Source organism: Haliea sp. (genome assembly GCF_040222615.1).
Classification (GTDB): Bacteria; Pseudomonadota; Gammaproteobacteria; order Pseudomonadales; family Halieaceae; genus Haliea.
Genome location: NZ_JAVKCQ010000223.1, coordinates 1 through 23,455, shown reverse-complemented (window position 1 = coordinate 23,455; position 23,455 = coordinate 1). Strand labels below are relative to the sequence as shown.

At 64.6% G+C, this 23,455-nt stretch carries 21 protein-coding genes; 10 read left to right on the top strand and 11 right to left on the bottom strand.

All coding sequences use genetic code 11. From position 1 onward, the window contains the following. Positions 1 to 6 precede the first annotated feature (6 nt). Positions 7 to 603 (bottom strand): sigma-E factor negative regulatory protein, encoded by a 597-nt coding sequence (locus tag RJQ10_RS17775; RefSeq protein WP_350148723.1) that lies wholly within the window; start codon positions 601 to 603, stop codon positions 7 to 9. 108 nt (positions 604 to 711) lie between these two features. Next, positions 712 to 1,293: an RNA polymerase sigma factor RpoE gene (gene rpoE, locus RJQ10_RS17770; protein WP_350148722.1), complete on the bottom strand. Its 582-nt coding sequence runs from the start codon at positions 1,291 to 1,293 to the stop codon at positions 712 to 714. Positions 1,294 to 1,554: 261 nt separating this feature from the next. Here rpoE and nadB point away from each other — a divergent pair, with 261 nt between their 5' ends. Both nadB and RJQ10_RS17760 read left to right on the top strand, forming a co-directional pair. Then, entirely contained in the window at positions 1,555 to 3,135 is a 1,581-nt protein-coding gene (nadB, locus tag RJQ10_RS17765) for an L-aspartate oxidase (RefSeq protein WP_350148721.1), read from the top strand. Positions 3,136 to 3,204: 69 nt separating this feature from the next. Then, positions 3,205 to 3,657: a nitroreductase family deazaflavin-dependent oxidoreductase gene (locus tag RJQ10_RS17760; RefSeq protein WP_350148720.1), complete on the top strand. Its 453-nt coding sequence runs from the start codon at positions 3,205 to 3,207 to the stop codon at positions 3,655 to 3,657. A gap of 72 nt (positions 3,658 to 3,729) precedes the next feature. Here RJQ10_RS17760 and RJQ10_RS17755 read toward each other — a convergent pair whose 3' ends face one another. The 4 genes from RJQ10_RS17755 to RJQ10_RS17740 form a co-directional block, all read right to left on the bottom strand. After that, positions 3,730 to 4,965: a cytochrome P450 gene (locus RJQ10_RS17755; protein WP_350148719.1), complete on the bottom strand. Its 1,236-nt coding sequence runs from the start codon at positions 4,963 to 4,965 to the stop codon at positions 3,730 to 3,732. A gap of 118 nt (positions 4,966 to 5,083) precedes the next feature. Next, positions 5,084 to 5,524 (bottom strand): YqaA family protein, encoded by a 441-nt coding sequence (locus RJQ10_RS17750; RefSeq protein WP_350148718.1) that lies wholly within the window; start codon positions 5,522 to 5,524, stop codon positions 5,084 to 5,086. A 13-nt stretch (positions 5,525 to 5,537) separates the two neighbouring features. Beyond that, complete coding sequence (locus RJQ10_RS17745; protein ID WP_350148717.1) at positions 5,538 to 5,975, bottom strand: protein YgfX; 438 nt, start codon at positions 5,973 to 5,975, stop codon at positions 5,538 to 5,540. Continuing rightward, positions 5,932 to 6,192, bottom strand: coding sequence for an FAD assembly factor SdhE (locus RJQ10_RS17740; RefSeq protein WP_350148716.1), 261 nt, complete (start codon positions 6,190 to 6,192; stop codon positions 5,932 to 5,934). The genes RJQ10_RS17745 and RJQ10_RS17740 overlap by 44 nt, the downstream gene beginning before the upstream one ends. A gap of 111 nt (positions 6,193 to 6,303) precedes the next feature. Between RJQ10_RS17740 and ygfZ the strand changes: the two genes are divergently transcribed. Next, positions 6,304 to 7,281, top strand: a complete 978-nt coding sequence (ygfZ, locus tag RJQ10_RS17735) for a CAF17-like 4Fe-4S cluster assembly/insertion protein YgfZ (RefSeq protein ID WP_350148715.1) — start codon at positions 6,304 to 6,306, stop codon at positions 7,279 to 7,281. 4 nt (positions 7,282 to 7,285) lie between these two features. Here the strand turns inward: ygfZ and ung are convergent, their stop codons facing one another. Genes ung through npdG form a run of 5 tightly spaced genes read right to left on the bottom strand, consistent with a single transcriptional unit; the run spans position 7,286 to position 13,545 of the window. Further along, a complete protein-coding gene (ung, locus tag RJQ10_RS17730; protein WP_350148714.1) occupies positions 7,286 to 7,975 on the bottom strand; it encodes a uracil-DNA glycosylase in 690 nt (229 codons plus the stop codon). Positions 7,976 to 7,977: 2 nt separating this feature from the next. After that, positions 7,978 to 11,145, bottom strand: coding sequence for a 5-amino-6-(D-ribitylamino)uracil--L-tyrosine 4-hydroxyphenyl transferase CofH (gene cofH / locus RJQ10_RS17725; protein WP_350148713.1), 3,168 nt, complete (start codon positions 11,143 to 11,145; stop codon positions 7,978 to 7,980). After that, the gene (cofD, locus tag RJQ10_RS17720) at positions 11,136 to 12,098 is read right to left on the bottom strand and encodes a 2-phospho-L-lactate transferase (protein ID WP_350148712.1); all 963 of its coding nucleotides are present in this window, start codon (positions 12,096 to 12,098) and stop codon (positions 11,136 to 11,138) included. The genes cofH and cofD overlap by 10 nt, the downstream gene beginning before the upstream one ends. Beyond that, the gene (gene cofE, locus RJQ10_RS17715) at positions 12,095 to 12,862 is read right to left on the bottom strand and encodes a coenzyme F420-0:L-glutamate ligase (protein WP_350148711.1); all 768 of its coding nucleotides are present in this window, start codon (positions 12,860 to 12,862) and stop codon (positions 12,095 to 12,097) included. The genes cofD and cofE overlap by 4 nt, the downstream gene beginning before the upstream one ends. Continuing rightward, positions 12,859 to 13,545, bottom strand: coding sequence for an NADPH-dependent F420 reductase (gene npdG, locus RJQ10_RS17710; protein ID WP_350148710.1), 687 nt, complete (start codon positions 13,543 to 13,545; stop codon positions 12,859 to 12,861). Before npdG ends, cofE begins: the two co-directional genes overlap by 4 nt. 203 nt (positions 13,546 to 13,748) lie before the next feature. Here npdG and RJQ10_RS17705 point away from each other — a divergent pair, with 203 nt between their 5' ends. From RJQ10_RS17705 to RJQ10_RS17675, 7 genes are all read left to right on the top strand, one after another. Beyond that, the gene (locus RJQ10_RS17705; RefSeq protein WP_350148709.1) at positions 13,749 to 14,531 is read left to right on the top strand and encodes an SDR family oxidoreductase; all 783 of its coding nucleotides are present in this window, start codon (positions 13,749 to 13,751) and stop codon (positions 14,529 to 14,531) included. Next, entirely contained in the window at positions 14,528 to 16,522 is a 1,995-nt protein-coding gene (locus RJQ10_RS17700; protein WP_350148708.1) for a pyrroloquinoline quinone-dependent dehydrogenase, read from the top strand. Before RJQ10_RS17705 ends, RJQ10_RS17700 begins: the two co-directional genes overlap by 4 nt. Before the next feature lie 81 nt (positions 16,523 to 16,603). Beyond that, positions 16,604 to 20,065: a DUF1631 family protein gene (locus RJQ10_RS17695; protein ID WP_350148707.1), complete on the top strand. Its 3,462-nt coding sequence runs from the start codon at positions 16,604 to 16,606 to the stop codon at positions 20,063 to 20,065. Then, complete coding sequence (locus RJQ10_RS17690) at positions 20,065 to 21,261, top strand: helix-turn-helix transcriptional regulator (protein ID WP_350148706.1); 1,197 nt, start codon at positions 20,065 to 20,067, stop codon at positions 21,259 to 21,261. The genes RJQ10_RS17695 and RJQ10_RS17690 overlap by 1 nt, the downstream gene beginning before the upstream one ends. Positions 21,262 to 21,361: 100 nt before the next feature. Next, entirely contained in the window at positions 21,362 to 22,120 is a 759-nt protein-coding gene (gene fnr, locus RJQ10_RS17685) for a fumarate/nitrate reduction transcriptional regulator Fnr (protein WP_350148705.1), read from the top strand. A 110-nt stretch (positions 22,121 to 22,230) separates the two neighbouring features. Next, positions 22,231 to 22,833: a Yip1 family protein gene (locus tag RJQ10_RS17680; RefSeq protein WP_350148704.1), complete on the top strand. Its 603-nt coding sequence runs from the start codon at positions 22,231 to 22,233 to the stop codon at positions 22,831 to 22,833. Between the two features lie 52 nt (positions 22,834 to 22,885). Beyond that, positions 22,886 to 23,455 (top strand): cbb3-type cytochrome c oxidase subunit I (locus RJQ10_RS17675; protein WP_350148703.1); only part of this gene is annotated, 570 nt, incomplete at its 3' end.

Below are 23,455 nucleotides of genomic sequence, written 5' to 3'. Positions count from 1 at the left end.
GTGGACTCACTCCTCGATATTGGGTACGCGAGCGAAAGGAATGAGGCCCTGGGGAGAGTTGAGCGCCGCGTGTTCGGCGTGTTCCTGCATATACAGGTACATGCGCTGGCGAGCGAGTTCACGGTAGGCAGTGCGCGCCGCGGGTTCAAGCTGGGGCACCGCCTGGTTGCCGTAACTGGCGCGCAGGGGCACGGCGCCGAGGCTGTTGACGAAACCGACCGCGGAAACGCCGGAGGCCGCCACGGGGGCTGCGCCACCGGCATCGGGGTCGCCTGCCTGATAGAGTTGCTGGCCACCGAACACTACCACGGCAGTCACCGAGGCCGCTACGGCGAAACTGGCGACGGGACGCCTCAGGCGCTGCCACAACCCGAGAGCCGGTTCGACATCCGCAGCGACCGCCGCGCTGACCCGCTGCGAGATATCCATGTTGAGACGGCCCACAGGCTGCCCGGAGATGACCGAGCGCGCCAGGTTGTACCGAATCCAGGTCTGGCGCAGCTCGTCATCCTTCCCAAGCTGCCCCAGCAGGCGCTGCAGTTCCAGTTCATTGGCCTCATCATCCATGAGGGCAGAGAGTGACTCCCGCAGTTGCTCTGTCATGGTGTCAAACCTCCATTGTGCGCCCCGAACATCGAATGATTGCTGCTGCGAAATTTTGCCATGGCCGGTTCCACTCTGTTCAAGTTGATGCCGCTGAATGTGCTTACGCTATACACCGTCGATCTGCTCCCGCACTTTCTTGTCGATGGCCTCCCGGGCGCGAAAAATGCGCGACCGGACAGTGCCGACAGGACAGTCCATGATCTCGGCGATGTCCTCGTAACTCAGACCATCAAATTCACGCAAAGTTACCGCAGTACGCAAATCATCTGGTAATTCCCTGATCGCCTGCTCTACCACCTGCTTCAGCTCGGCACCAAACAGGGCTGTCTCGGGGGTTTCAATTTCCCGCAGTGCACCGCCGCCCTCGAAGTACTCGGCATCACTGACCTCCACATCCGAGCCGGGCGGGCGCCGGGAGCGCGCGACCAGGTGATTCTTGGCCGTGTTGATCGCAATCCGGTACAGCCAGGTGTAGAACGCGCTCTCCCCGCGAAATCGCGGCAGAGCCCGGTAGGCCTTGATAAAGGCCTCCTGGGCGACATCCTGCACTTCGTCGGAATCGTGCACATAGCGACTGATCAAACCCAGTATCTTGTGCTGGTACTTCAACACCAGCATGTCAAAGGCTCGGGAATCGCCCTTTTGCACCCTCGCGACGAGTTGCTGGTCCGTTGGTGCCGCTGTCATGTCCTGACTCCTTCCCCGATCCATGACAGATTTGCCCGCCTGGCGCCCCGGCAATAACCGCTGGCCACACCGCTCCCTACACGCCTGCCGCGCAGCCAATATGAGGGCCTGTTACCACAAAAGTTCCGCAATCCTGTATTTCCTTAATCCGGGGCACCTCGTTTATACTCGCCGTGCCGGTGACCTGCCGCACTCTACGCTACGTAAGTTATTGAGACACATAATATATTTCACCACCCAGAGGCAGCAAGCACCAATCCCATGTCCAGCCACTCCTTCCAGCATGACGTTCTCATCATCGGCAGCGGTGCCGCGGGGCTCAGTACAGCTCTGCGACTGCCCGGCCACCTGCGCATTGCGCTACTGTCCAAGGGGGATCTCAACGAAGGCTCCACGTTCTGGGCACAGGGGGGCATGGCCGCGGTGCTGGACTCGCAGGATACCGTGGATTCACACGTTGCCGATACGCTGGTGGCTGGCGCCGGGCTCTGCAACGAGGAAGCGGTGCGCTTTACCGTCAGCAACAGCCGTGCCTGTGTCGAGTGGCTGGTGGAACAGGGAGTGGACTTCGACCTGCTGCCCAACGAGTCCCGGGAGTTCCATCTCGCCATGGAGGGGGGCCATAGCCACCGCCGCATCATCCACGCAGCGGACCGCACCGGCCAGGCAATTTCCGAGGTGCTGACCGCACGGGCACTCGAGGCGGACAATATCGAGGTATTCCCGCATCGGGTAGCGGTGGACCTGGTCATGCACGAGGGGCGCTGCGAGGGGGCCTATATCTTCGACCGCCGCAGCGACCGGGTGGAGCTGTTCCAGGCCAAGGCCGTGGTGCTCGCCACCGGCGGCGCCAGCAAGGCCTACCTCTATACCAGCAACCCCGACGGTGCCAGCGGCGACGGCATCGCCATGGCCTGGCGGGCCGGATGCCGGGTGGCCAACCTGGAATTCAACCAGTTTCATCCCACCTGCCTGTACCATCCCAAGGCAAAGTCCTTCCTCATCACCGAGGCCATCCGCGGCGAGGGCGGCAAGCTGCTGTTGCCCGATGGCAGGCGCTTCATGGACCGATTCGATCCCCGCGGCGAGCTGGCACCGCGGGATATTGTCGCCCGCGCCATTGACCACGAGATGAAACGCCTGGGCGCAGACTGCGTCTACCTGGACATTTCCCACAAACCGCGAGAGTTCCTCGAGGAGCACTTCCCCACCATCAGCGCCCGCTGCCGCGAGCTGGGGATCGACATCGCCCGGGAGCCTATCCCGGTAGTACCGGCCGCGCACTACACCTGCGGCGGCGTCGTGGTGGACACCGCCGGGCGCAGCGACGTGGAGGCTCTCTACGTGATTGGCGAGACGTCCTGCACCGGCCTGCACGGCGCCAACCGCATGGCCAGCAACTCGCTGCTGGAGTGTATTGTCTACGCCCAGTCCGCCGCGGCCGCCATCGCCGCCACCATTGCCACTGCCCCCGCGCCACACCCGGCCGCGGCCTGGGACGAGAGCCAGGTTACCGACTCCGACGAAGACGTGGTGATTGCCCACAACTGGGACGAGTTGCGCCGCTTCATGTGGGACTACGTCGGCATTGTCCGCACCAACAAGCGCCTCGCCCGGGCGGAACACCGGATTGCGCTGCTGCAGGCGGAAATCAGCGAGTACTACAGCAATTACAAGGTCAGCAACGATCTGCTGGAGTTGCGCAACCTGGCCATGGTGGCGGAACTGATGATCCGCTGCGCCCAGGCACGCCGGGAGAGCCGCGGCCTGCACTTCACCCTGGACTACCCCAACCTGCTGCCCGAGGCCGCGGATACGGTACTGGTACCGGAGCGCAGTTAGCACATCACTGCTTGTTTCTATGGCCTGGCGCGCTATGCTGAAACATGGCCATTGACCGGAGCAATCACCATGAGCGAACAGATTCCCGCCTCACTGCCTGACTGGATCAGGGAACACATCGAACTCTACCGGCGCGACCCTGATGCCGGCCACTACTGGGATGCCTCCCTGGGGGGCGGCGATGGCATGCTCACCACCCTGCTCCTGACCACGACGGGACGCAAATCGGGCAAGTCCCTGACTTTGCCCCTGATCTACCGCCCGACCGGCGACGGAGGCTACTGCGTCATCGCCTCCAAGGGCGGCGCTCCCGCCCATCCGGCCTGGTACCTGAACCTGGAGGCCAACCCGGAGGTGGAAGTACAGGTCGCCCGTGACAGCTTTCGGGCCCGCGCGCGGGACGCCGGAGGCGAAGAGCGCCAGCGCTTGTGGGAGCTGATGGTGGACTACTACGCGCCCTACACCGACTATCAGGCGAAGACTGAGCGCCAGATCCCGGTGGTGGTGCTGGAAAGAGTCTGAACAGACGCGGGGAACGCAGCGCAGAAGCCAGCAGGGCAGCGACTGCGGACGCTGATCCTCACTGCGGAGCCGTCAGTCCATCCTCAGGTACAGGTGCTGCAAACGACGCACAAACAGACTCGGCACGTGCGCTGGGGGCCGGGCAGGGTCGAGGGTGAATCCTCGGCTACGCGCCAACAACTCGGCAAGCACCGCCCCCAACTCCATCCTGGCAAGTGGCGCGCCTATACAGAAATGGATCCCGTACCCGAACCCGAGATGACGTGCACTGGCCGCTCTGTCCAGATGCAGGCTGTCGGGATCGCGCCACTGGTCCGGGTCCCGGTTGGCGGCAGCCCAGCTCACCAGCAGCAAGTCACCGGGACGCAGGTTGGCACCACAGAGCCGCGTGGCCCGGCGCACCACCCGGTAGTGGAACTTGAAGGGGGGTTCCAGCCGTACCACCTCCTCCACGAATCTGGGGATCAGGTTCGGATCCATGCGCAGGCGCTGTTGTAAATCCAGATCGCCGGCCAGCAGGCGGACGGCAGAACCCAGTAGCCCGGCAGTAGACTCACCGGCGGCGCCGAACAGGATCACCAGCATACCGATTGCCTGCTGTCGGGAAATCAGTCCGTCATCGACAGCGCCGGCCAGCACCGAGGTCAGTGAATCCCCGGTAGTCCCCGCTGCCGCATTCAGGTGTGCCTCCAGGTGCGCTGCCAGGTAGGCGTGCTGGCGACCAGTTTCCACCAGTACCGCTGACAGGCTCGCGGCATCGAGCGTGCCGGCGAGGAAGTCCCCACCCATCATCGCCCAGCGCTGAACCACTTCCAGCGCATCGTCCCCCAGCCCGAGCAGCCTCCCCACAACCCAGGCGGGTAAAGGTTCGGCGAGAGCGGCACAAAAATCCCCCCCGCCAGCCGCCGCCAGCGTCGCCACCCGTTCCGCGGCGAGCGCGCGCATGGCGGGCTGCAGATCAGCAATTGCCGCGGCCTTCAGAGGCTTCAGCAGCAGGCGGCGGTGCACGGCGTGATCGGGCTCATCCGCTGTGGCCAGCACATTACTGGCATGGCCGGCATCGGCCAGCTCGAATATCTGCGGCGCGCCGTCCTCGCCACGCACCAGCATCCGCTCCAGATTGGCAGAAAAATCGTCCTGCCGCACGACCACCTCCTCGACTGCCGCATGGGTTCCGACAAAAAACGCACGGGTGTCCCCCAACTGACATACGGGCCCCAGGGAACGCAGGGTCGCGAACAGTGAAAAAGGGTTCTCCATTGCTTCCGCGCTGAAGAGGTGTTCTGCATGGGTTAAAATCGGGGTCATTGGTCGCTGTTCTCTCCGGGTACCTGGTCAACCGCGTGGCAGCTCGCCATAAGCGTAGCGCAGCCGACGGCAGAAGCGAGCTGTAGCGGGCCTGCTGAAGAGGATCGATACCATGGGCTCACCACCATGCCAGACCCAGGACAACAGCTGTCAACACCAGGTACCGTCCACCCTTGGCAAGGGTCACGAGGACCAGAAAACTCCAGAACGGCTCTTTCATGATCCCTGCTACCAGGGTTAACGGATCGCCGATGACCGGCGCCCAGGACAGCAGCAGGGACCAGCGGCCGTAGCGGTGGTACCCCGCCTGTGCCCGCTCCAGCGCCGCGCCGCTGACGGGAAACCAGCGCCGGTCGCGGAAGTGCTCGATAGAGCGCCCCAGCCACCAGTTGACGACCGCACCCAGGACGTTACCCGCGGTGGCCACCGCCAGCAGCAGGACAAGGTGTTGCTCGCCCTGCGCCAGCAGGCCAGCCAGAACGGCCTCGGACTGCAAAGGCAGCAGGGTCGCCGCGCCCAAAGCAGAGAAGAACAGCGCCGCCAAAGCTGCAAGGTTCAAGAATCGGTATCCGCTAAGCGAGCTTGCGACCAACCACCAGCCACCAGCGACGCAGGTCCCGGAAGCTGTCCTCTCCGAGGTCCGCCGACCACAGCCAGAGATAGCGTCGACCGCCGCCCGCAACCGGTCGCCAGTGCAGCACCACCACCCAAGGCAACAGCACCGTGCCGGGCAGCAGGTCCATGCTGACGACGGAATCGGCTGCAGCCCCCTGCCGCAAGAGGCAGCCATGGGGGCCCAGCAACAGGTATTGGGGTGACGGTGGGGGAGGCATGCCCCAGCAGGCGAGCGGAACCCAGAACACCAATCCAGGCAGCACCCACAGGCCGTGACCACGCCAGGCCAGTTCGGCCAGCGCGATCAGGAGTATCAGGCACGCCAGGCACCAGGCGGGGCGCGGATGGTGATCAGTCCAGGTCAGGACGAGTGAAGGCGAGGATAACGCGGACAATGGCGGCCAGCTCCGGGTCCTCGGGGACCTCCCGGCGCAGGAACCAGCCGAACAGCTCCTGGTCTTCGGAGAGCATCAACTGCCGGTAGCGTTCACGATCCGCCGCGTCCAGCTGCGGAAACCGCTGGTTGACGAACGGCTCCAGAACCAGATCCAGCTCCAGCATGCCGCGGCGGCTGGCCCAGCGCATGCGATTGTGTTCTTCAGTGTCCAGCATGGCAGCTCCGATTCGGTACGGGAACATCAAAAGCAGCTATTATAGCGGTTCCGGCGGCCACAGTGCGAAATGGCCGCGCAGCGCAATACCACTGGAGGAGCATTCGTCACCGTGTCAGCAAGCAGCACCGATACCCGCAGCTCAACCGCCAACGGCCCTACACTTACCTGGCTGCAGGCAGAAGCTCTGCTGGAGGTCACGGGCAGGGACGCCGTCACCTTCCTGCACAATCAGGCGAGCTGCGACCTGAAGCACCTGGAGCCGGGCAGGGCGAGCTATGGTACGTTCTGTAATCCACAGGGTCGGGTACTGGCAGACTTTATCGCCCTGGCGCTGGGCCCGGAGCGAATGCTGCTGCGCCTGCGCCGGGACATTCTGGACGGCACGCTCGCCGCGCTGGGCCGTTTCGCCCTGTTCTCCAAAGTCACGCTGAGTGCGGCCAGCGACGAATGGCGCCTGCTCGGCTGCCAGGGCCCCGGCGTCGCCGCCTCGCTGCGACAGCTGTTCGCCGATGTGCCCGCGGCGGATCTCGCCTGGAGCGGCGGGACCGGCGCCATCCTGCTGCAACTGGATGGCAGCGGTGAAAGCTTCGAGGTATGGATCAATCGCGCCGAGCAGCCGGATCTGCTGCAACAGCTGGAGGCTGCGCTTCCCGCCAACGCCAGCGAGGTAGGCTGGGAAGTAGCGACCCTGCGCCGCGGGATCGCCCGCATCACTGCAGCAACGACCGGCGAACTGCTGCCGCAACAGCTCAACTATGACCTGAGCGGCCACATCAACTTCCGCAAGGGCTGCTATCCGGGCCAGGAGGTCATTGCGCGCATGCACTACAAGGGCAAGGCCAAGCGCCGCCTGGTGCTGGTGCAGCTGCCCGCGGGCGCGGCAGCCAGCGCCGGGGAGCCACTGTATCTGCAGGGAAAGGAACAACCGGCGGCCCAGGTGGTGAATGCCGCAGCGACCGGGGACGGCATCACACTGGCCCTGGTCACCACCACTCTGACCGCCGCGGAAGAAGGTTTATACCTGGCCCCAGACAGCACCGAGCCAGTCCATACCCAGCAGCTGCCCTACCCCGTGCCCTTCGGCTAGCGTCCTAGGCCGGTGGCAGCGCCCAGTCGATCGGTGCCTGGCCGTGCGCCTGCAGATAGGCATTCGCCGCGCTGAAGTGCCCGCAGCCGATAAAGCCGCGGTGGGCGCTCAGGGGTGAGGGATGGGGCGCTTTCAGTACACAGTGGCGTCCAGGGTCTATCACCGCCCCCTTGCGCTGGGCATAGCTGCCCCAGAGCATGAACACCACGTTTTCCCGCTCGCGATTGACCAGCTCGACCACCCTGTCGGTGAAGGTTTCCCAGCCCTTGCCCCGATGCGACGCGGCTCGATTGGCGGCTACCGTCAGCACGCTGTTCAGCAGCAGTACGCCCTGGTCGGCCCAGGTCGCCAGGTTACCGTGGCCGGGAGGCGCGATACCCAGGTCCCGCTGGATTTCCTTGTAGATATTCTGCAGGGACGGCGGGATGGGGACACCCGGACGGACCGAGAAGCAGAGGCCGTGGGCCTGGCCGGGACCGTGGTAAGGATCCTGGCCGAGGATAACCACCTTCACCTTGGGCAGCGGCGTGTGGGCAAAAGCGCTGAAAATCTCCGGGCCCGGGGGAAACACATTGACCCCGCCGCGCTTTTCCCGCCGCAGGAACTCCTTGAGCTGGAGCATGTAGGGCTGCCCGAACTCCTCCCCCAGCGACGCCAGCCAGCTGGCTTCCAGCTGTACCGTCGCGGTTGCCACGATCAGTTGCAGGCGGCCATGAGAACCACCTGCTCCGCGGTCAACGGCCGCGGCACGTCCGTGGCCAGCAGCAGGCGCTTGTCGCGAGCACGCTTGCCCGCGTCGGCGTTCTCCACCGGCAGCAGCTCAAGGGCGAGGCTCGCCACCGCACGCCGCTCTGCCGGAGCATCGCCATAGAGTGTGGTACGCAGCCGCGGCTCACGCCCCAGAGCGCGAATGCGCTGCTCCATCACCGCCGGCGCCCACTCCTGGCCGTGTGCGGCACCGGCGGCGCGGGTGATGCTCTCGTTCATCAGGGTGCCGCCGAGATCGTTGGCACCGGCGCCCAGGCAGACATCGACACCGGCAGCGCCCATTTTCACCCAGCTGGTCTGGATATTGTCGATCTGGCCGTGCAGTACCAGCCGCGACACCGCGTGCATCAACACCGCCTCGCGGAAGGTGGGGCCGCGACGAGCGCGCCCGCGCAGGAACATCGGTGCTTCCATGTGCACGAAGGGCAACGGCACCAGCTCGGTGAAACCACCGGTGCGGGCCTGCAGCTCCCGTACTGCCAGCAGATGCCGTGCCCAGTGCCGGGGCTGTTCGATATGGCCGTACATGATCGTCGCCGTCGTGCGGAACCCCACCCGATGCGCGGTTTCCATCACCTGTAACCACTCGGCGCTGTTGAGCTTGTCCGGACACAGGGTGGCACGGACCTCGTCATCGAGGATTTCCGCGGCGGTGCCCGGCAATGTATCCAGGCCCGCTGCCCGCAGCTGGCGCAGGAAGTCTTCCAGCGACACCCCCAGGGTAGCGGCTCCCTGCCACACCTCCAGCGGCGAGAACGCGTGGATATGCATGTCCGGCGTGGCGGAGCGCACCGTGGCGAGAATATCCAGGTAGGTCTGGCCGGTGTAATCCGGGTGGATGCCGCCCTGCATGCAGACTTCCGTGGCCCCGCGCTGCCAGGCCTCGCGGCAGCGGCGGGCGATCTCGGTGGCGCTGATATCGTAGGGCCGGCCGCGCAGGTCCTCGCTGTGCTTGCCCTTGGAAAAAGCGCAGAACTGGCACTTGAAGTAACAGACGTTGGTGTAATTGATGTTGCGGTTGATCACGTAGCTGACGGTGTCGCCACAGCGCTGGCGGCGCAGCCGGTCCGCGGCGTCCACCACAAAGCGGAACTCGGGGCCGCGGGCGGCGAACAAACGCACCACCTCGACCTCCTCAAGGGTATCACCGCTCTCGCAACGCTCGACAATCGCGCGCAGGTCTGCGCCAACCGCAAAAGCATTGGCGGCTTCACCAAGCAGTGCCGCTTCCACGGGCGGCACCGGCGCCTCCTCACCCGGCACCCAACTGTCGCGACGGGCAAAGCCCGCGGCGTCCTGGTGCCGCAGTACCGCGGAACGCAAGGCCGGATCCAGCCAGGTCTCCGCCGCGCCGGTATAGGCCGGGTAAACCGTCAGGCGCTGCTCCAGGAATTTGCCCGCGGCGGCGGTTTCCCGCGCCAGCTGGTCAAGGTGCGGCCAGGGGGCCTCCGGGTTGACGTGGTCTGGTGTAAGCGGGGAAACGCCGCCCCAGTCGTTGATGCCAGCGGCCAGCAGCTGGGGCAGCACGCCGGGGCTGAGGTTGGGCGGTGCCTGGATACTCATGGCCGGACCAAAGATGATCCGCGCCACCGCCAGGGTCCACAGCAGGTCTTCCAGATCCGGTTCCGGCGCCTGCGCCATCAGGGTCCCGGGCTTGGCGCGAAAATTCTGTACGATCACTTCCTGCAGGTGGCCGTGGGCCTGGTGCAGCGCCCGCAGGGCCAGCAGGGATTCGATCCGCTCGCGACGGGTTTCACCGATGCCGATCAGGATACCGGAAGTGAACGGCACCCTGGCCTCGCCCGCCAGGTCCAGGGTACGCAGGCGCTCGGCGGGCAGTTTGTCCGGTGACCCGTGGTGGGGCATACCCTTTTCGCACAGGCGCTCGGCGGCGGATTCCAGCATGATGCCCATGGAAGCGCCAACCGGGCGGAGAAAGGCGATCTCTTCCGCGGTCATGCAACCGGCGTTGATGTGCGGCAGCAGGCCGGTTTCCTCAAGAATGCGTCCGGCCACGTGGGCCACGTACTCCAGGGTGCTGGCAAACCCCATGGCGGCCAGTGCCTCGCGGGCGGCCCGGTAACGCAGCTCGGGCTTTTCCCCCAGAGTCAGCAGGGCCTCCTGGCAGCCAAGTTCCGCGCCCTGGCGGCACAGGGTGAGCACCTCCTCGACGCTCATGAACGGGGACTCGACCTTCTTCGGGGTAGTGGCAAAGGTGCAGTAGTGGCAGACGTCCCGGCACAGTCGCGTCAGGGGCACAAACACCTTGCGCGAATAAGTGACCACATTGCCGTGACCGATGTCCCGTAACTGGCCCGCAAGGGCCACCAGCGCGGGGGTGTCGTCACAGTCTGCCAGCGCCAGGGCACGGGCGCTGTCCGCCGGCTCGGCCAGGTCGGTCAGCCAGCTGCGAGTTTGGCCAGCGGGCAGACTCGCCAGCTGGTGATGCAACTGCAGAAGATCCGCCGGGGTGTCAATGTCGCGGCCAATACCCGTTCGCCGCAGGCTGCACACAGGCAGGCCCTGCTCCTCTGCCCAGGCCAGGTGGGCTTGGCTGCTGCCTGGCCCGAACGCAAACCGGGGCGGTCGGCTGGCGGGAAACAACAGCAGATTGGTACCAGCGCCAGCGCTGTCCACACCGACGACCAGCCCGCTGTGAGCCGCGGCAGCGTCCAGGGCGGCGTCGATGTCCGCCCCGGCCAGCAGGGGGAGATCGGCATGCAACACCAGCACCAGCGCTTCACCTGAAGAGTCCTCATTGCGCAGCCGCTCACAGGCTGCGGCCAGTACACCGTTCAATGCCGGTAGAGGACCCGAGGCAGACAGCGGCGCGCCCGCAGCCAGCAGGGACTGCTCGGACCACAGACGCAGCCCCGCCGCAGTGGCCAGCCGGGCGGCATCGTCATCATCCGACACCAGCGTGATACTGCTGATCGCCGGGTGGGCCGCAAGGACGGCTGTCACATCCTCCGCCATGGCCAGCGCCAGGGTGCGGCGCTGCTCGCTTCCCAGCAGCCCCGCCAGGCGGGTCTTGGCGCCGGCCAGATGCTTGAGTGGCAGCAGTGCATGTACCGCAATCGAATTTGTTATCGGCACAAAAGCTCCAGGCAGGCCGCCGCGAGGGTCTGCTTGTCGGCGCGTTCGCGCATTATGGTTGCTGTCACTTCTACCTCCATGCCCAGCTCCTGTATCGCCGGCGCCAGTGTAGCGTCACTGTGGTCGACCACAAAGGTCCCGATCAAGCCCGGGTAACGCCGAGCGTAGTGCGCCGCCACCCCGGTTGCAGTAACCGGCAGGTTCAACTCCGCCATCATTTTTGCCGCGGGGCCTTTCAGCGCCTGGCCAGCGACGATGGGCGCCACCGCCACGACCGGCACCCGCGACTCTCGCAGGGTCTGCCAGAAGCTGTCCAGCTGCAGGATGGGGTCTATGCTCACAAAGGGATTGGAAGGACAAATAATCACCCCGGCCAGGTTCCCCGAAGTACAGAGGGTAGCCAGCGCCGGTTGCAGGGCAGCGCTGGCGATACCGGCAAAACTGAACCCCTGCACCAACGGCCGGCACTGCTCCCGCACGAAATAATGCTGGAACGGCAAGACACCCTCCGAGGTGTGGACCATGGTCCGCACCGGATCGTCGCTCATGGGGTATACCACAGCGCACACTCCCAGACGCCGGGCCAGGTCGGCTGTGATCGCGGACAGGGATGCACCCCGAGCCAACTCACCGGCACGCCGGAGGTGCGTAGCGAGGTCGCGGTCACCCAGTCGAAACCAGCTATCCGCGCCCAGCTGCTCCAGCGCGGCAAGCACCTGCCAGGTTTCTCCCTCCAGCCCCCAACCCTGCTGGGGATTGCTGACGCCCCCGAGGGTGTAGAGCACAGTATCGATATCGGGGCAGATAGTCAGTCCCAGGTGCTGGAAATCGTCACCAGTATTACAGGCGATGTGCAATTGCCCGGCAGACAGCTGATCATCGAGACCCAGGCACAGCTTGGCGCCACCGACGCCGCCGGACAGCGCCAGCACCGGGCCCGCTGGCAGTGTCACCGGAACATGTCCTGCTCGCGGGGCCGGAGCAGGGCCTGCCCGTTGCGCGTGGACGGTCGCAGTCTCGCGCCGCGAGCCAGCACCACCGGCAGGCCCTCTGCCGCCTGGCCCATAACCAGGGAGGCAGCGCCGGCGAGCTCGTCGGCCAGCGCCGGCTCGGTGACTTCCAGCCGATTGCCGAAACGGTCCTGACCGCCAATCTGGTTGAACAGCGGGTCCAGCCCTGCAGTGCCCAGGGCCATGCCCACGGTCCCTATACGCCAGGCGCGACCGGCGCTGTCGTTGATAATGATTTGCGGCGCCGTGCCACAGCGGGTCGCCAGCGCCTCTCGCAGAGCCGCCGCGGAAGCGTCACAATCCTCCGGTAGCAGCAGCACCTGCGGGTCTTCGGGATTATTGCGTATATTCGAGCGATCAATGCCTGCATTGGCGTGCACGTAGCCGCGCCGGTGTTCAACGATAATCACACCGGGGCGCACCCGCAGCACTTCCCGTGACTCCTGCAGGATTAGCTCAACGAGGCGGGGATCCTTGTCGGCTTCCCGGGCCAGCTCCAGCGCCCGGGGACCAGGCTCCACCTCCGCCAGACGACGGTAACGCCCCTCGGCTTTGGACACGATCTTCTGCGCCAGCACCAGTACGTCACCGTCGCACAAGGCGAGCCCGTTGGCCTCCAGGCTGGAGGCAATCAAACCCGCCAGATCATCGCCCGGCACAACCTCGGGAAAATTCTCCAGCGGAATCAGCTCGAGGCGTGCACTCATTCATGGCTGTCCAGGCCGGAGATGCGGATACCGGCGTGGCAGCTGTACTGCTTGTTGATCGTGATCAGCACCGAGGTCAGGGCCTCGGCCGCAGCGGCATTGGCGATCATGCCAGCGTGAAAGCCGCGCAGACCGGCGGCCTCGACCAGCTTGATGACCTCCGCCCGGGCATCTTTCTTGTCGCCGCAGACCAGCACGTCGCAGTCCACGGCTCCGGTATCCTGCAGGTGCGCCGCGGCGACATTCTGGAATGCAGACACCACGGCTACGCCCTCACCGAGCAAATCCTGGGCGATCTGTCCCGCACTGCCTTCCGGCGGCAGCTGCACCCGCGCCACGCGCGGCGGCACCAGTGGCACGGTGACATCGATCAGGATTTTGCCCTGCAGGGCCGGGGCCACCAGCTCCAGGGTGGATTTCTGGTGACTGAAGGGCACAGTGAGGGCCACGATGTCGGCGGCCTCGGCGGCAGCCAGGTTTTCCATCGCCTCCACATTGACCGCGGAAGTGCCGCGCGAGGCCATGACGTCGCGCAGGTCACTGGCGGCGGCTTCGGCCTTGTCCTGGGTACGCGAGCCGATGATGACGCGGTAGCCTGCCTGGGCCCAGCGCCTTGCCAGACCCGTTCCCAGATCCCCGGTGCCGCCGAGAATGGCGAGGACCGGTAATGATTCAGTTGCCATAGTTTTTTCCTGCTTGCTTGGTGAAGGGACTGGTGGTTCAGCTAAGTCTACCGTGACCGCCTCTCTCTGCCCGGAAAATGATCGTGGCCCCGGCGGCATTTCCCGATTCCGGGGAAGGGGGTAGGATGCACAGGGCCGGGGCATCTTAGGCAATTCACCTGCCGATCACAAGTTGCCACTCGACAGCAGCAAGGAGCAGTGACATGCACAATCCCATGGATTTCAGCGGCCGTACGGTATTGGTAACCGGGGGCGGCAAGGGTGTCGGCAAGGGCATCAGTGAGCGCTTCCTGGCAGCCGGTGCCGACGTGGCCATCTGCGGCCGCAATCCTCCCGAGACACTGCCGGCGGTGGACGGCCGGGAGGCCTTTTTCATAGCCTGCGATGTGCGCCGCCACGAGCAGCTGGAAGCCCTGATCTCTGCCATTGTTGAACGCTGCGGGCGCCTGGATGTACTGGTCAACAACGCCGGTGGCGCGCCCCACGCCGACGCCGCCACCGCGTCACCGCGCTTTCACGAATCCATCATCGCCCTCAACCTGACATCGGCCCTGCACGCCGCCCAGCTGGCCAACAGGGTCATGCAGCAGCAGGAGGACGGTGGCAGCATCATAAACATCGCCAGCGTCAGCACCATCCGCCCCTCGCCGGGCACCGCGGCCTACGGCGCCGCCAAGGCCGGCCTGGTCAATCTGGGGCATTCCCTCGCCGTGGAGTGGGGCCCCAAAGTACGTATCAACGCCATCATTGCGGGCCTGGTAGAGACCGAGCAGTCGCACCTGCACTACGGTGATGCCGAGGGTCTGGCAGCGGTAGGCCGGACCATCCCGCTGGGGCGAATGGCGGTGCCGGGGGACATCGGCGATGCCTGCCTGTTTCTCGCCTCCCCGCTCGCCTCCTATATCAGCGGCAGCAGCATCGCGGTGCACGGTGGCGGCGAAAAACCGGCCTTCCTGCAGGCGGCCAACGCGGGCGCCGGCCCGTGACCCAGCGACGCAGCCTGGCCACGCTGGCGCTGGTCCTGGCGGCGGGCTGTCACGGCGCCCAGGATACGCTGCCCGCGACACCCCGCGGCGAAGCCCCGGTCGCGGGATGGCCAAACTACGGCGGCCGCGACGCCAGCCAGTTCAGTCCGCTGACGGAGATAGGCCCGGGCAACGTGACACAACTGGAGCTGGCCTGGGAGCACCGCTCAGGTGATTTCAGCGACGGCAGCGGCGACTGGGGCCTGACCTCTTTCCAGGTCACCCCCCTGGTCGACGGCGATACCCTCTACTATTGCACGCCCTTTGGCCGCGTCTTCGCTCTCGACGCAAACACCGGTAGCGAGCGCTGGCAGTTCGACCCCGAGGTGCAAAACCGCCGCAGCGGCGTGTACCCGGCAGTCTGTCGGGGAGTATCCCTCTGGCAGGCCACTGACCCGGAGGAAGTCGCGCACAGCTGCGGGCGACGGATCCTGTACGGCACCCGAGACGCGGAATTGATCGCCCTGGATGCAGCTACCGGCGAGCCCTGCAGGGACTTCGGCGACAACGGCAGGGTCTCCCTGCGCGAAGATATTACCGGCGGGGAGCCGCTGGTCTACTACCCGACCTCGCCACCCTGGGTGCAGAACGATGTCGCCGTCATCGGTGCCCTGGTGCCGGACAATGAACGCAAGGATGTGCCATCCGGCGTGGTTCGCGCGTTTGATGTGCGCAGCGGCAAGCTGGTCTGGGCCTGGGAGCCGGTTCCCGCGGAATACCGGGAACGGCACCGGGACAGTCTCGGCAACGCCCGCTATCACCAGGGCAGCCCCAATGTCTGGGCCCCTATCGCCGGCGACCCCGCCCGGGGCCTGGTCTACGTGCCCACGGGCAACCCGGCGCCGGATCTGTTCGCCGGCGAACGTGACGGCATCGATACCTACGGCTCTTCGGTGGTTGCCCTGGACGACCGCAGCGGTGAACTGCGCTGGTATTTCCAGACCGTGCACCACGATGTCTGGGACTACGACGTGGCCTCCCAGCCAACCCTGTTCCGGATTCCCGGCGTCGGTGCAGGCCGCCCCGGGCTAGCCCAGGCCACCAAGATGGGCCATGTGTTCCTGCTCGACCGGGAGACCGGCGAGCCCCTGTACCCGGTGGAGGAGCGCCCGGTACCCGGCAATGGCGTGCCCGGTGAGACCCTGTCCCCCACTCAGCCTTTCCCGACCCACCCTCCGCCGTTGCACCAGCCCGCACGCCTGGGCCCGGAACACATGGACGGGTTTGTCGGGCTGGACAAACTGGCCTGTCGGCGGGAGCTGGCCAGGTATCGCAACGAGGGCATGTTTACCCCGCCCAGCCTTGAGGGCAGCGTTCTCTACCCCAGCACTACCGGCGGCATCAACTGGGGCGGAATCAGCATCGATCCACAGCGGGGCCTGCTTGTCGTCAACCAGATGCACCTGGCTTCGGTAGTCCAGCTGATCCCGCGCGCAGAATACGATGCGCTGAACCCCGCGCCGGGCTACCCGCTGGAACATTACGCGATGGCGGGCAGCCCCTATGGGGTGCGCCGATTTCCCCTGATGTCACCCCTGGGGGCGCCTTGTAATCCACGTCCCTGGGGCAGCCTCACCGCCGTGGATTTGCGCTCCGGCAAGACCGTATGGACCCGCAGCCTGGGCAACACCCGCGGCCAGGCCCCCTGGCCATTCTGGTTCGATGCCGGCAGCCCCAACGCCGGCGGCCCCCTGACCACGGCTTCCGGCCTTGTTTTTATTGCCGCCACCACGGACTCCCGTTTCCGTGCTTTCGCCAGCGCCAGCGGCGAGCTGCTGTGGGAGTATGACTTGCCGTTTACCGGCAACGCGACCCCGCTCAGCTACCGCACGCAGCCGCAGGGACGCCAGTTCATCGTGATAGCGTCCGGCGGGCACGGCTGGTCCGAGGCCGGCGATGCACTGCTGGCTTTCAGCCTGCCGGCGGCGGGGGGAATGGTGCGACAGCCCTGACCCCCGGCGAGAAGGCACCCGGACCTGTTTGTGCCCGCCGCCCATGACGGTATACTGAATTTTTTCACCGGAGGAAGCCGCTTGAGTCTGCTGGACAGTTACCGGGCACTCAGCGAGCGCGAGCTCCAGGACAGATTCACCGAGTTCCTGGAGGATCTCAGCGATCACCTGTTGAGTATGAATCCGGGGTGGCAACCCGGGCAAGCCAGCCGCAGCACAGTGGCGGAAGGCGTCAGCATTCTGCAGCTGCAGCACAAGCGCATGGTGGCCGGCTATCTGGATCACCTGCGCCAGTTTCACGGCAACCTGACGCCACCCGCCTCCGAGAACCAGTGGTCGGACCTGATCGACGAGGGCGGCACACTGGACCTGGTGGATCTGAACGACTTCGAGGACTTCCTCGCCATCGAGCGCATCGTAGCCATCGGCGAGGATTTATACCGGGTGCCGCTTGAGGCGCTGCAGATCCGCGTTGCCGAGCTGGTGGGTGTCGCCCCCCTGCAATTGCGCCTGCCCGAACACACTGCGCAGCTGAGCCGTGCCCTGCAACTGCTGCTGGAAGAATTCCATGTGCCGCACAGGCTAACGCCGAGGATCTACGACTATTTCGTCACCCATTTTATCCGCCAGCTGGGCAACTTCTTTGCAGCGCTCAACGCTCACCTCGCACAGGGAGGCATCCGGCCGGAACTGGAAGCCGAGATTCACGCCGCCGGCTCCCTGCTGAAAAAGCCGGAACCAGCACATCGCCGGGCACCCTCCACTCCCGGCAAGGAGCGGCCGGCAGCAAGCCCCATCGCAAGACCTGACGGGAACACGGCAAGCTCACCCGGGGCGGCGTCCTTCTCGCGGCCACAGCAACTCTACAGTTCCGTCATCAATGCCCTGAATTTCAAGCGCGAAACCGAAAGCGGAAATCTGGCAACCAGCTCCGGACCGGTGGCAGATGCCCAGACCCTGGCGAGCACGCTGGGACAGCTCCAGAACAGCGCCAAGGCCCTGCAGCAAATCCAGCTTGCCGGGTCAATCGCCGACTTCCTCATGAGCGAGGCCAGTGGCTCGAAGGGCCTGAAACAAGGTGGCGGACTCAGTACCGAGAATCGCAACCAGCTGGAGATGGTTGACAGCCTGTTCCGAACCATACGCTCCCAGCTCGATGTCAGCAGTGAACTGAAGCCGGCTCTGGACAATCTGCTGATTCCACTGGCGCGACTTTCGTTGCTTGAACCACAGTTCTTCCTCGACCCGGACCACCCCGCTCGCAGTCTGGTAGACAAACTGGCCGGACTGGCAAGCTCGGCAAATTTCCCCAACCGAATGCTGGAATCCAGGGTAGAAGGCATCGTCGACTCTATCGTGACCGACTACGATACCGATACTGCAGTCTTCGAACGCGCGCTCATCGGGGTCGAAAAGCTGGTGCAGCAGCAGGCCCACGCCCATGCCCGCAACGTGGAACGGGTGGTGAAGACCCAGGAGGGCAAGGAGCGGCTGCACCGCGCCCGCGCTGCCGTCGAGGCCGCTGTGCAGGAAACCCTGCCGGGGCCGGTGGCGCCCAAAGTTCTCGTTGACCTGATTGAGAACGGTTGGCGCGACTTGATGATCCTCACTCATGTCAAGCAGGGGCCCGACAGCCAGGAATGGCAGGAGCAACTGCGGGCCCTGGACCTGCTTGCGTCCTGGCTGGCGCAGCAACAACAGGAAGATACTGCCGAAGATCTCGTGGTCGAGCGCAGCCTGGAGGCAGAGCCCTTCATTGACCTGCTGGAATTGCAGGTCAACGCCGCCCTGCCTGGCAACGTGTCCATTCAGGCTGTGCTGGATGAACTGCGGTCCATTCTGGCGGGGGAAACCTCGATTCTGGAGGTGCCGATCGGGAACCGGGCCGCCGACAGCCGGGCCGCCGATCACCTCCGTCACAAAGATATCGACAAGACCCCGCGCTTGCGGCGCTGGTTGAAGCGGGTGGAAGAGCTGAACACCGGCAACTGGCTGAACTACCATGACAAGACGGGCCTGCGGCATCGCATGCAGCTGGCCTGGATCAGCGATGACGGTGCGCGCTTCCTCTTCGTCAATGATCGCGGGCAGAAAGTCGCTGAAATGGGCAAGGTTCAACTGGCCCGCGAACTCAGCCGCGGCGCTCAGCCGCCGGCGCCCGCGGACAAGCTCTCAGTAGTCGACCAGAGCATGTACGGCACTCTGGAGCACGTACAGCGGACCCTGAGTTTCGCCCGCAATCACGACGCCCTGACCCGCCTGATCAATCGCGAGACCTTCCTGGAGCAACTGGCACGCACCCTGCGCCACGCCCAGCAGCACCGCTCGCAGCACGCGATGCTGTGGTTGAATATCGACCAGTTCAAGCTGGTCAACGATGTTTACGATCGTATCAGCGGCGACCAGGTGCTACTGGAATTCTCGCGTCTGCTGGCGCAACTGCACGGCAAGAAGACCTCTTCCGCACGCCTGGACGCGGACGAATTTGCAGTCCTGCTGGTGGACCGCGACCTGGATCAGGCGCAGGCCATTGCCGAAAAGATACGCGCCGACATCGCCGACAGCAGCGTCGAGATCGACGGCGAGAAAGTCTCTTTCACTGTCTCCATCGGTATCGCCCCGATTCGCGACTATAGCCCCAACGTAGATCAGATCATGGCCAACGCCCACAGCGCCATGCAGCAGGCCAAGCAGCTGGGCCGCAATCGGGTTGAACAGTATCGCGACAGTGAGGATGCCGTGAAAAGCTACCGGCGCGAACAGCGCCAGTCGCGCGAGGCGCTGGAGGAGGCGCTGGAGAGCGAGCGGTTTGTCCTGCGGGCGCAACCGATCGCCAAGACCGCGGTGTCCGGGCACCTGCCCGTCACCCGCCACTATGAACTGCTGCTTGCGATACGCGACAAGAACGGCAAGCTGGCCTCTCCAGCGACCTTCATCGGCTCTGCCGAGCGCTACGGGTTCATGACACTGGTGGATCGCTGGGTTGTCCGCGAAGCCTTTCGCTGGATCAGTTCACTGATGGACGCGCAGAAAGTGGTTCCCAACCTGTCCATCAACTTGTCCGGCGCCAGCGTCACCGACGATGCTTTCCTTGACTACCTGTTCGAGCAGATTTCCGAATTCGGTGTCGGCACCAACCGGCTGTGTTTTGAAATTACCGAGACCGGCACCATCTCCAACCTGGTCAAGGCCGCGGATTTTGTCCGCGCCTTCCGCAACATTGGCTGCAAGTTCTCTATCGACGACTTCGGCACTGGCCTTGCCAGCCACAACTACCTGCGCGAACTCCCGGTCGACTACGTGAAGATCGATGGCAGCTTCATCACCAATATTCACGAAAACCGCAACGACTACGCGATGGTGCACTCCATCAATGATTTGGCCCACTTCCTGGGCCAGGAAACCATCGCCGAGTCGGTCGAAAACGAGGCCATCATCGCCAAGTTGCAAGAGATTGGCGTGGATTATCTGCAGGGCTGGGGCATCGGTCGACCCAAGCCCCTGGCGGAAGTCGCACTGGACCTCCTGAGCCTGGAAACCTGATGACAGACAACCGGGGCTTGGCGCCCGCCGCGCTGGCCGCGATTCCCGCAGCCTACGACGACCTGGTGGCAGCGCTGTACCGCGGCCCCCTGGAAAGCCAGCCGTGGGCAACGGCCCTGCCGGCACTGCGCCAGTTGATCGACTGTCACGTGGTTTCCCTGGTGCTGCGCCCCCCCGCGGAGGACGACCGGGGGGTGATCCTCAACAGCGTGCGCCCCGCTGAGCAAGGTGCTGGCAGCACAGGGCTATCGGACCCCGCAGACTGGGAGGTAACCGCCTACCGCGAGCAGTTTTTTTCGCTGGACCCCTTCGTCAACCTGCCGCCGGACCGGGTGGTAGCGCTGGAGGACATTCTGAGCGACGAGGAACTGGTCGCCTCGGACTATTATGAACACTACCTGAAGTCTGCGGGTCTGTTCAGGATTCTCGGCCTCGATACGGTTGAGCCTGGTGGCATGCTGGCAAGGCTGCGCTTCTCCCGGCGCCGCAATGAACCCCGGTTCAGTGCCGACGAGCGCAATCTGCTGGCGCGGATCGCACCGCATCTGCGGCTCTCCATCCAGCTCTACGCCACACTCAGCCGCACGGTTTCTGAACGCAACCTGTACGCCGGAGCGGTGGAGCAGCTGGCGGTGGCGACCATCGTCCTGGATGAACAGGGGCGGATTCTCAGCACCAACACCATCGCCCGGGCGCTGCTCGACGAGAGCAATGGCCTCAGCGCGCGCGGACAGCAATTGGTCATCGAGGGCCGCGACAAGAACAGGGAACTGCAGGCGGCACTGGACACCATCATCAAGGCCCAGCACCGCGGCGAAACCTCGGTGGTGCGCGCCCTGCGGGTACCGCGAACCGGCGGCCACTCCCAGCTTGGGCTGGTGCTGCGGCCGGTGCCTGTCTCCGAGTGGGGCGAGGGCCAGTCCAGCCCCTGCGTAGCAGTCTTCATCTCCGACCCGGAGCTCAACGAAAGCGCCTCCCAGGGCACCCTGGGGCAGCTTTTCGATCTAACGCCGGCCGAGGCCAACCTGGCCCTGCTGCTGTCCCGGGGGCTGAGCCTGACCGAAGTGTCTGAGGCCCAGAATGTGTCACCGCATACTGCCCGTGCCCAGCTGAAGTCCATCTTTGCCAAGACCGGGGTGTCCCGTCAGGCCGAGCTGGTGCGTCTGGTGCTGAAGAGCGTCGCCTCGCTGGGCTGAGGTTGGAGTCGGGGTCGGGGTCGGGGTTGAACGCGGCGGGGTGCAGGACACAAGGTAAATGCTCTATAATCCGTTCTGCAATATTGTCCAGGAGGACATCATGTCTGTGCACCTGCAGAACGTCAGTGAAGCCGGGCCATTCCGTTCCTGTAACCACGACTACAAGGTCAGCTGCGAGACCTGCCGGCTCAGCCGCATCTGCCTGCCTCTGGCGCTGAACAGCAGCGACCTGGAGCAGCTGGAAACCATCATCCAGCGCGGCAGGCCCCTGCAGAAAAATGAGCTCCTGTACCATGAGGGAACTCCTTTCCAGTCTATTTACGCCGTGCGTTCGGGCGCCCTCAAGGGCTACCGGACCACATCCGACGGGCGCGAGCAGGTCACCGGCTTCTACCTCCCCGGGGAAATACTCGGCATGGACGGGATTAGCGAAAATGCCCACGCCTCCTCTGCCCGTGCCCTGGAGACCGCAGCTGTGTGTGCGATTCCCTTCGACTCACTGGAAAAGCTCAGCGCCGCCATGCCGGGCCTGCAAAGGCATTTGTTCCAGCTTATGAGCCGGGAGATTACCGAGGACCAGCTGCTGATCACGCTGCTGAGCAAGAACACGGCCGATGAACGGGTCGCCACTCTGCTGCTCAGTATTTCCCGTCGCAACGCCCGCCGCCAGCTGAGCGCCAGCCAGTTCCGTCTCCCGATGTCCCGGGTGGATATCGGAAACTATCTCGGGCTTACCGTCGAGACCATCAGCCGGGTATTCAGCCGGCTGCAGAAAGGCGGGGTGCTGCGCGTGGACAACAAGGAAATAGAAATCCTGGATCAGGAGGCTCTACAGCTGGCGGCGAACATCGCGGCGTAACTGCGGGGAACACCCCAGCCTCTCTTGATCTGCATCATGGTACTGGCCGCAGAGCTGGTTAGAATGCGCCGGTGCCGTGCACCCAGACTTCTTGGAGAGAGTAAGACAACATGATCCAGCACACTCTAGGTCTATTGGTTAAACCCGACACGCAGTGGCGCAGCGTGGCAGAACTGCCCGCCAGGTCGCTCAACATCCTGGTCCTCTACCCCTGTGTGCTGGCATTGCTTCCCGCGGTGGCCTGGTACTTCGGCACCAGCCGGGTAGGCTGGACAGTCGGGGACGGCGCCGCCATCAGGCTGACAGCCGACAGCGCGCTGCAACTGTGCATCCTGTTCTATTTCGCGATGGTGGGCTGCGTGGTGGCAGTGGGTTACTTCATCCACTGGATGGCGGGCACCTACGGCGCCTCCACAAGCTTCGCCCGGGGGATCGTGGTCGCAGGCCTGACCGTCACGCCCCTGTTCATGTTCGGTCTCGCCGGTTTCTATCCCTTGCTGTGGGTGGACATGCTGCTGGGGGTGGTTGCCGTCAGCTGGTCGGTGTACCTGCTGTACCTCGGGATCCCCATCATGATGAACATTCCCGAGGAGCGGGGCTTCCTGTTCTCAACCGCGGTGGTAGGAGTGGCGCTGGTCATTCTCGTTTCCCTGATGGTAACCACCGTTATCCTCTGGGATCTCGGCGCGGGGCCTGCCTTCACCGACGTCTGAAACATCCTGGCCCGGGCCTCTGGCCCGCCTTCAATGACAGTGGAACCAAACCATGAGTGAACTCAACGCTGCACTGGAGCATCCGATCTACAATTACAAGGTCGTGCGCCAATTTGCCATCATGACGGTGGTGTGGGGTATCGTAGGCATGCTGGTCGGCGTGCTGATTGCCGCCCAGCTGGCTTGGCCGGTGCTTAATTTCGACCTGCCGTGGACCAGCTTCGGGCGGCTGCGGCCGCTGCACACCAATGCGGTCATTTTCGCCTTTGGCGGCAGTGCCCTGTTTGCGACCTCCTACTATGTCGTGCAGCGTACCACCCAGGCGCGCCTGATTTCCGACAAGCTGGCCGCCTTCACCTTCTGGGGCTGGCAGGCAGTGATCGTGGCAGCGGCGGTGACCCTGCCGCTGGGTATGAACTCCACCAAGGAATATGCCGAGTTGGAGTGGCCGATAGACATTCTCATTGCCATAGTCTGGGTTTCCTACGCCGTCGTGTTTTTCGGCACCATCGTCAAGCGCAAGGTCAGCCACATCTATGTAGCCAACGGGTATTGCCGCACTGTTGATGATATGCAGCACGGCGACAGTGATGATAAAGCCGCCGAAAAACCAGTTGGCTCC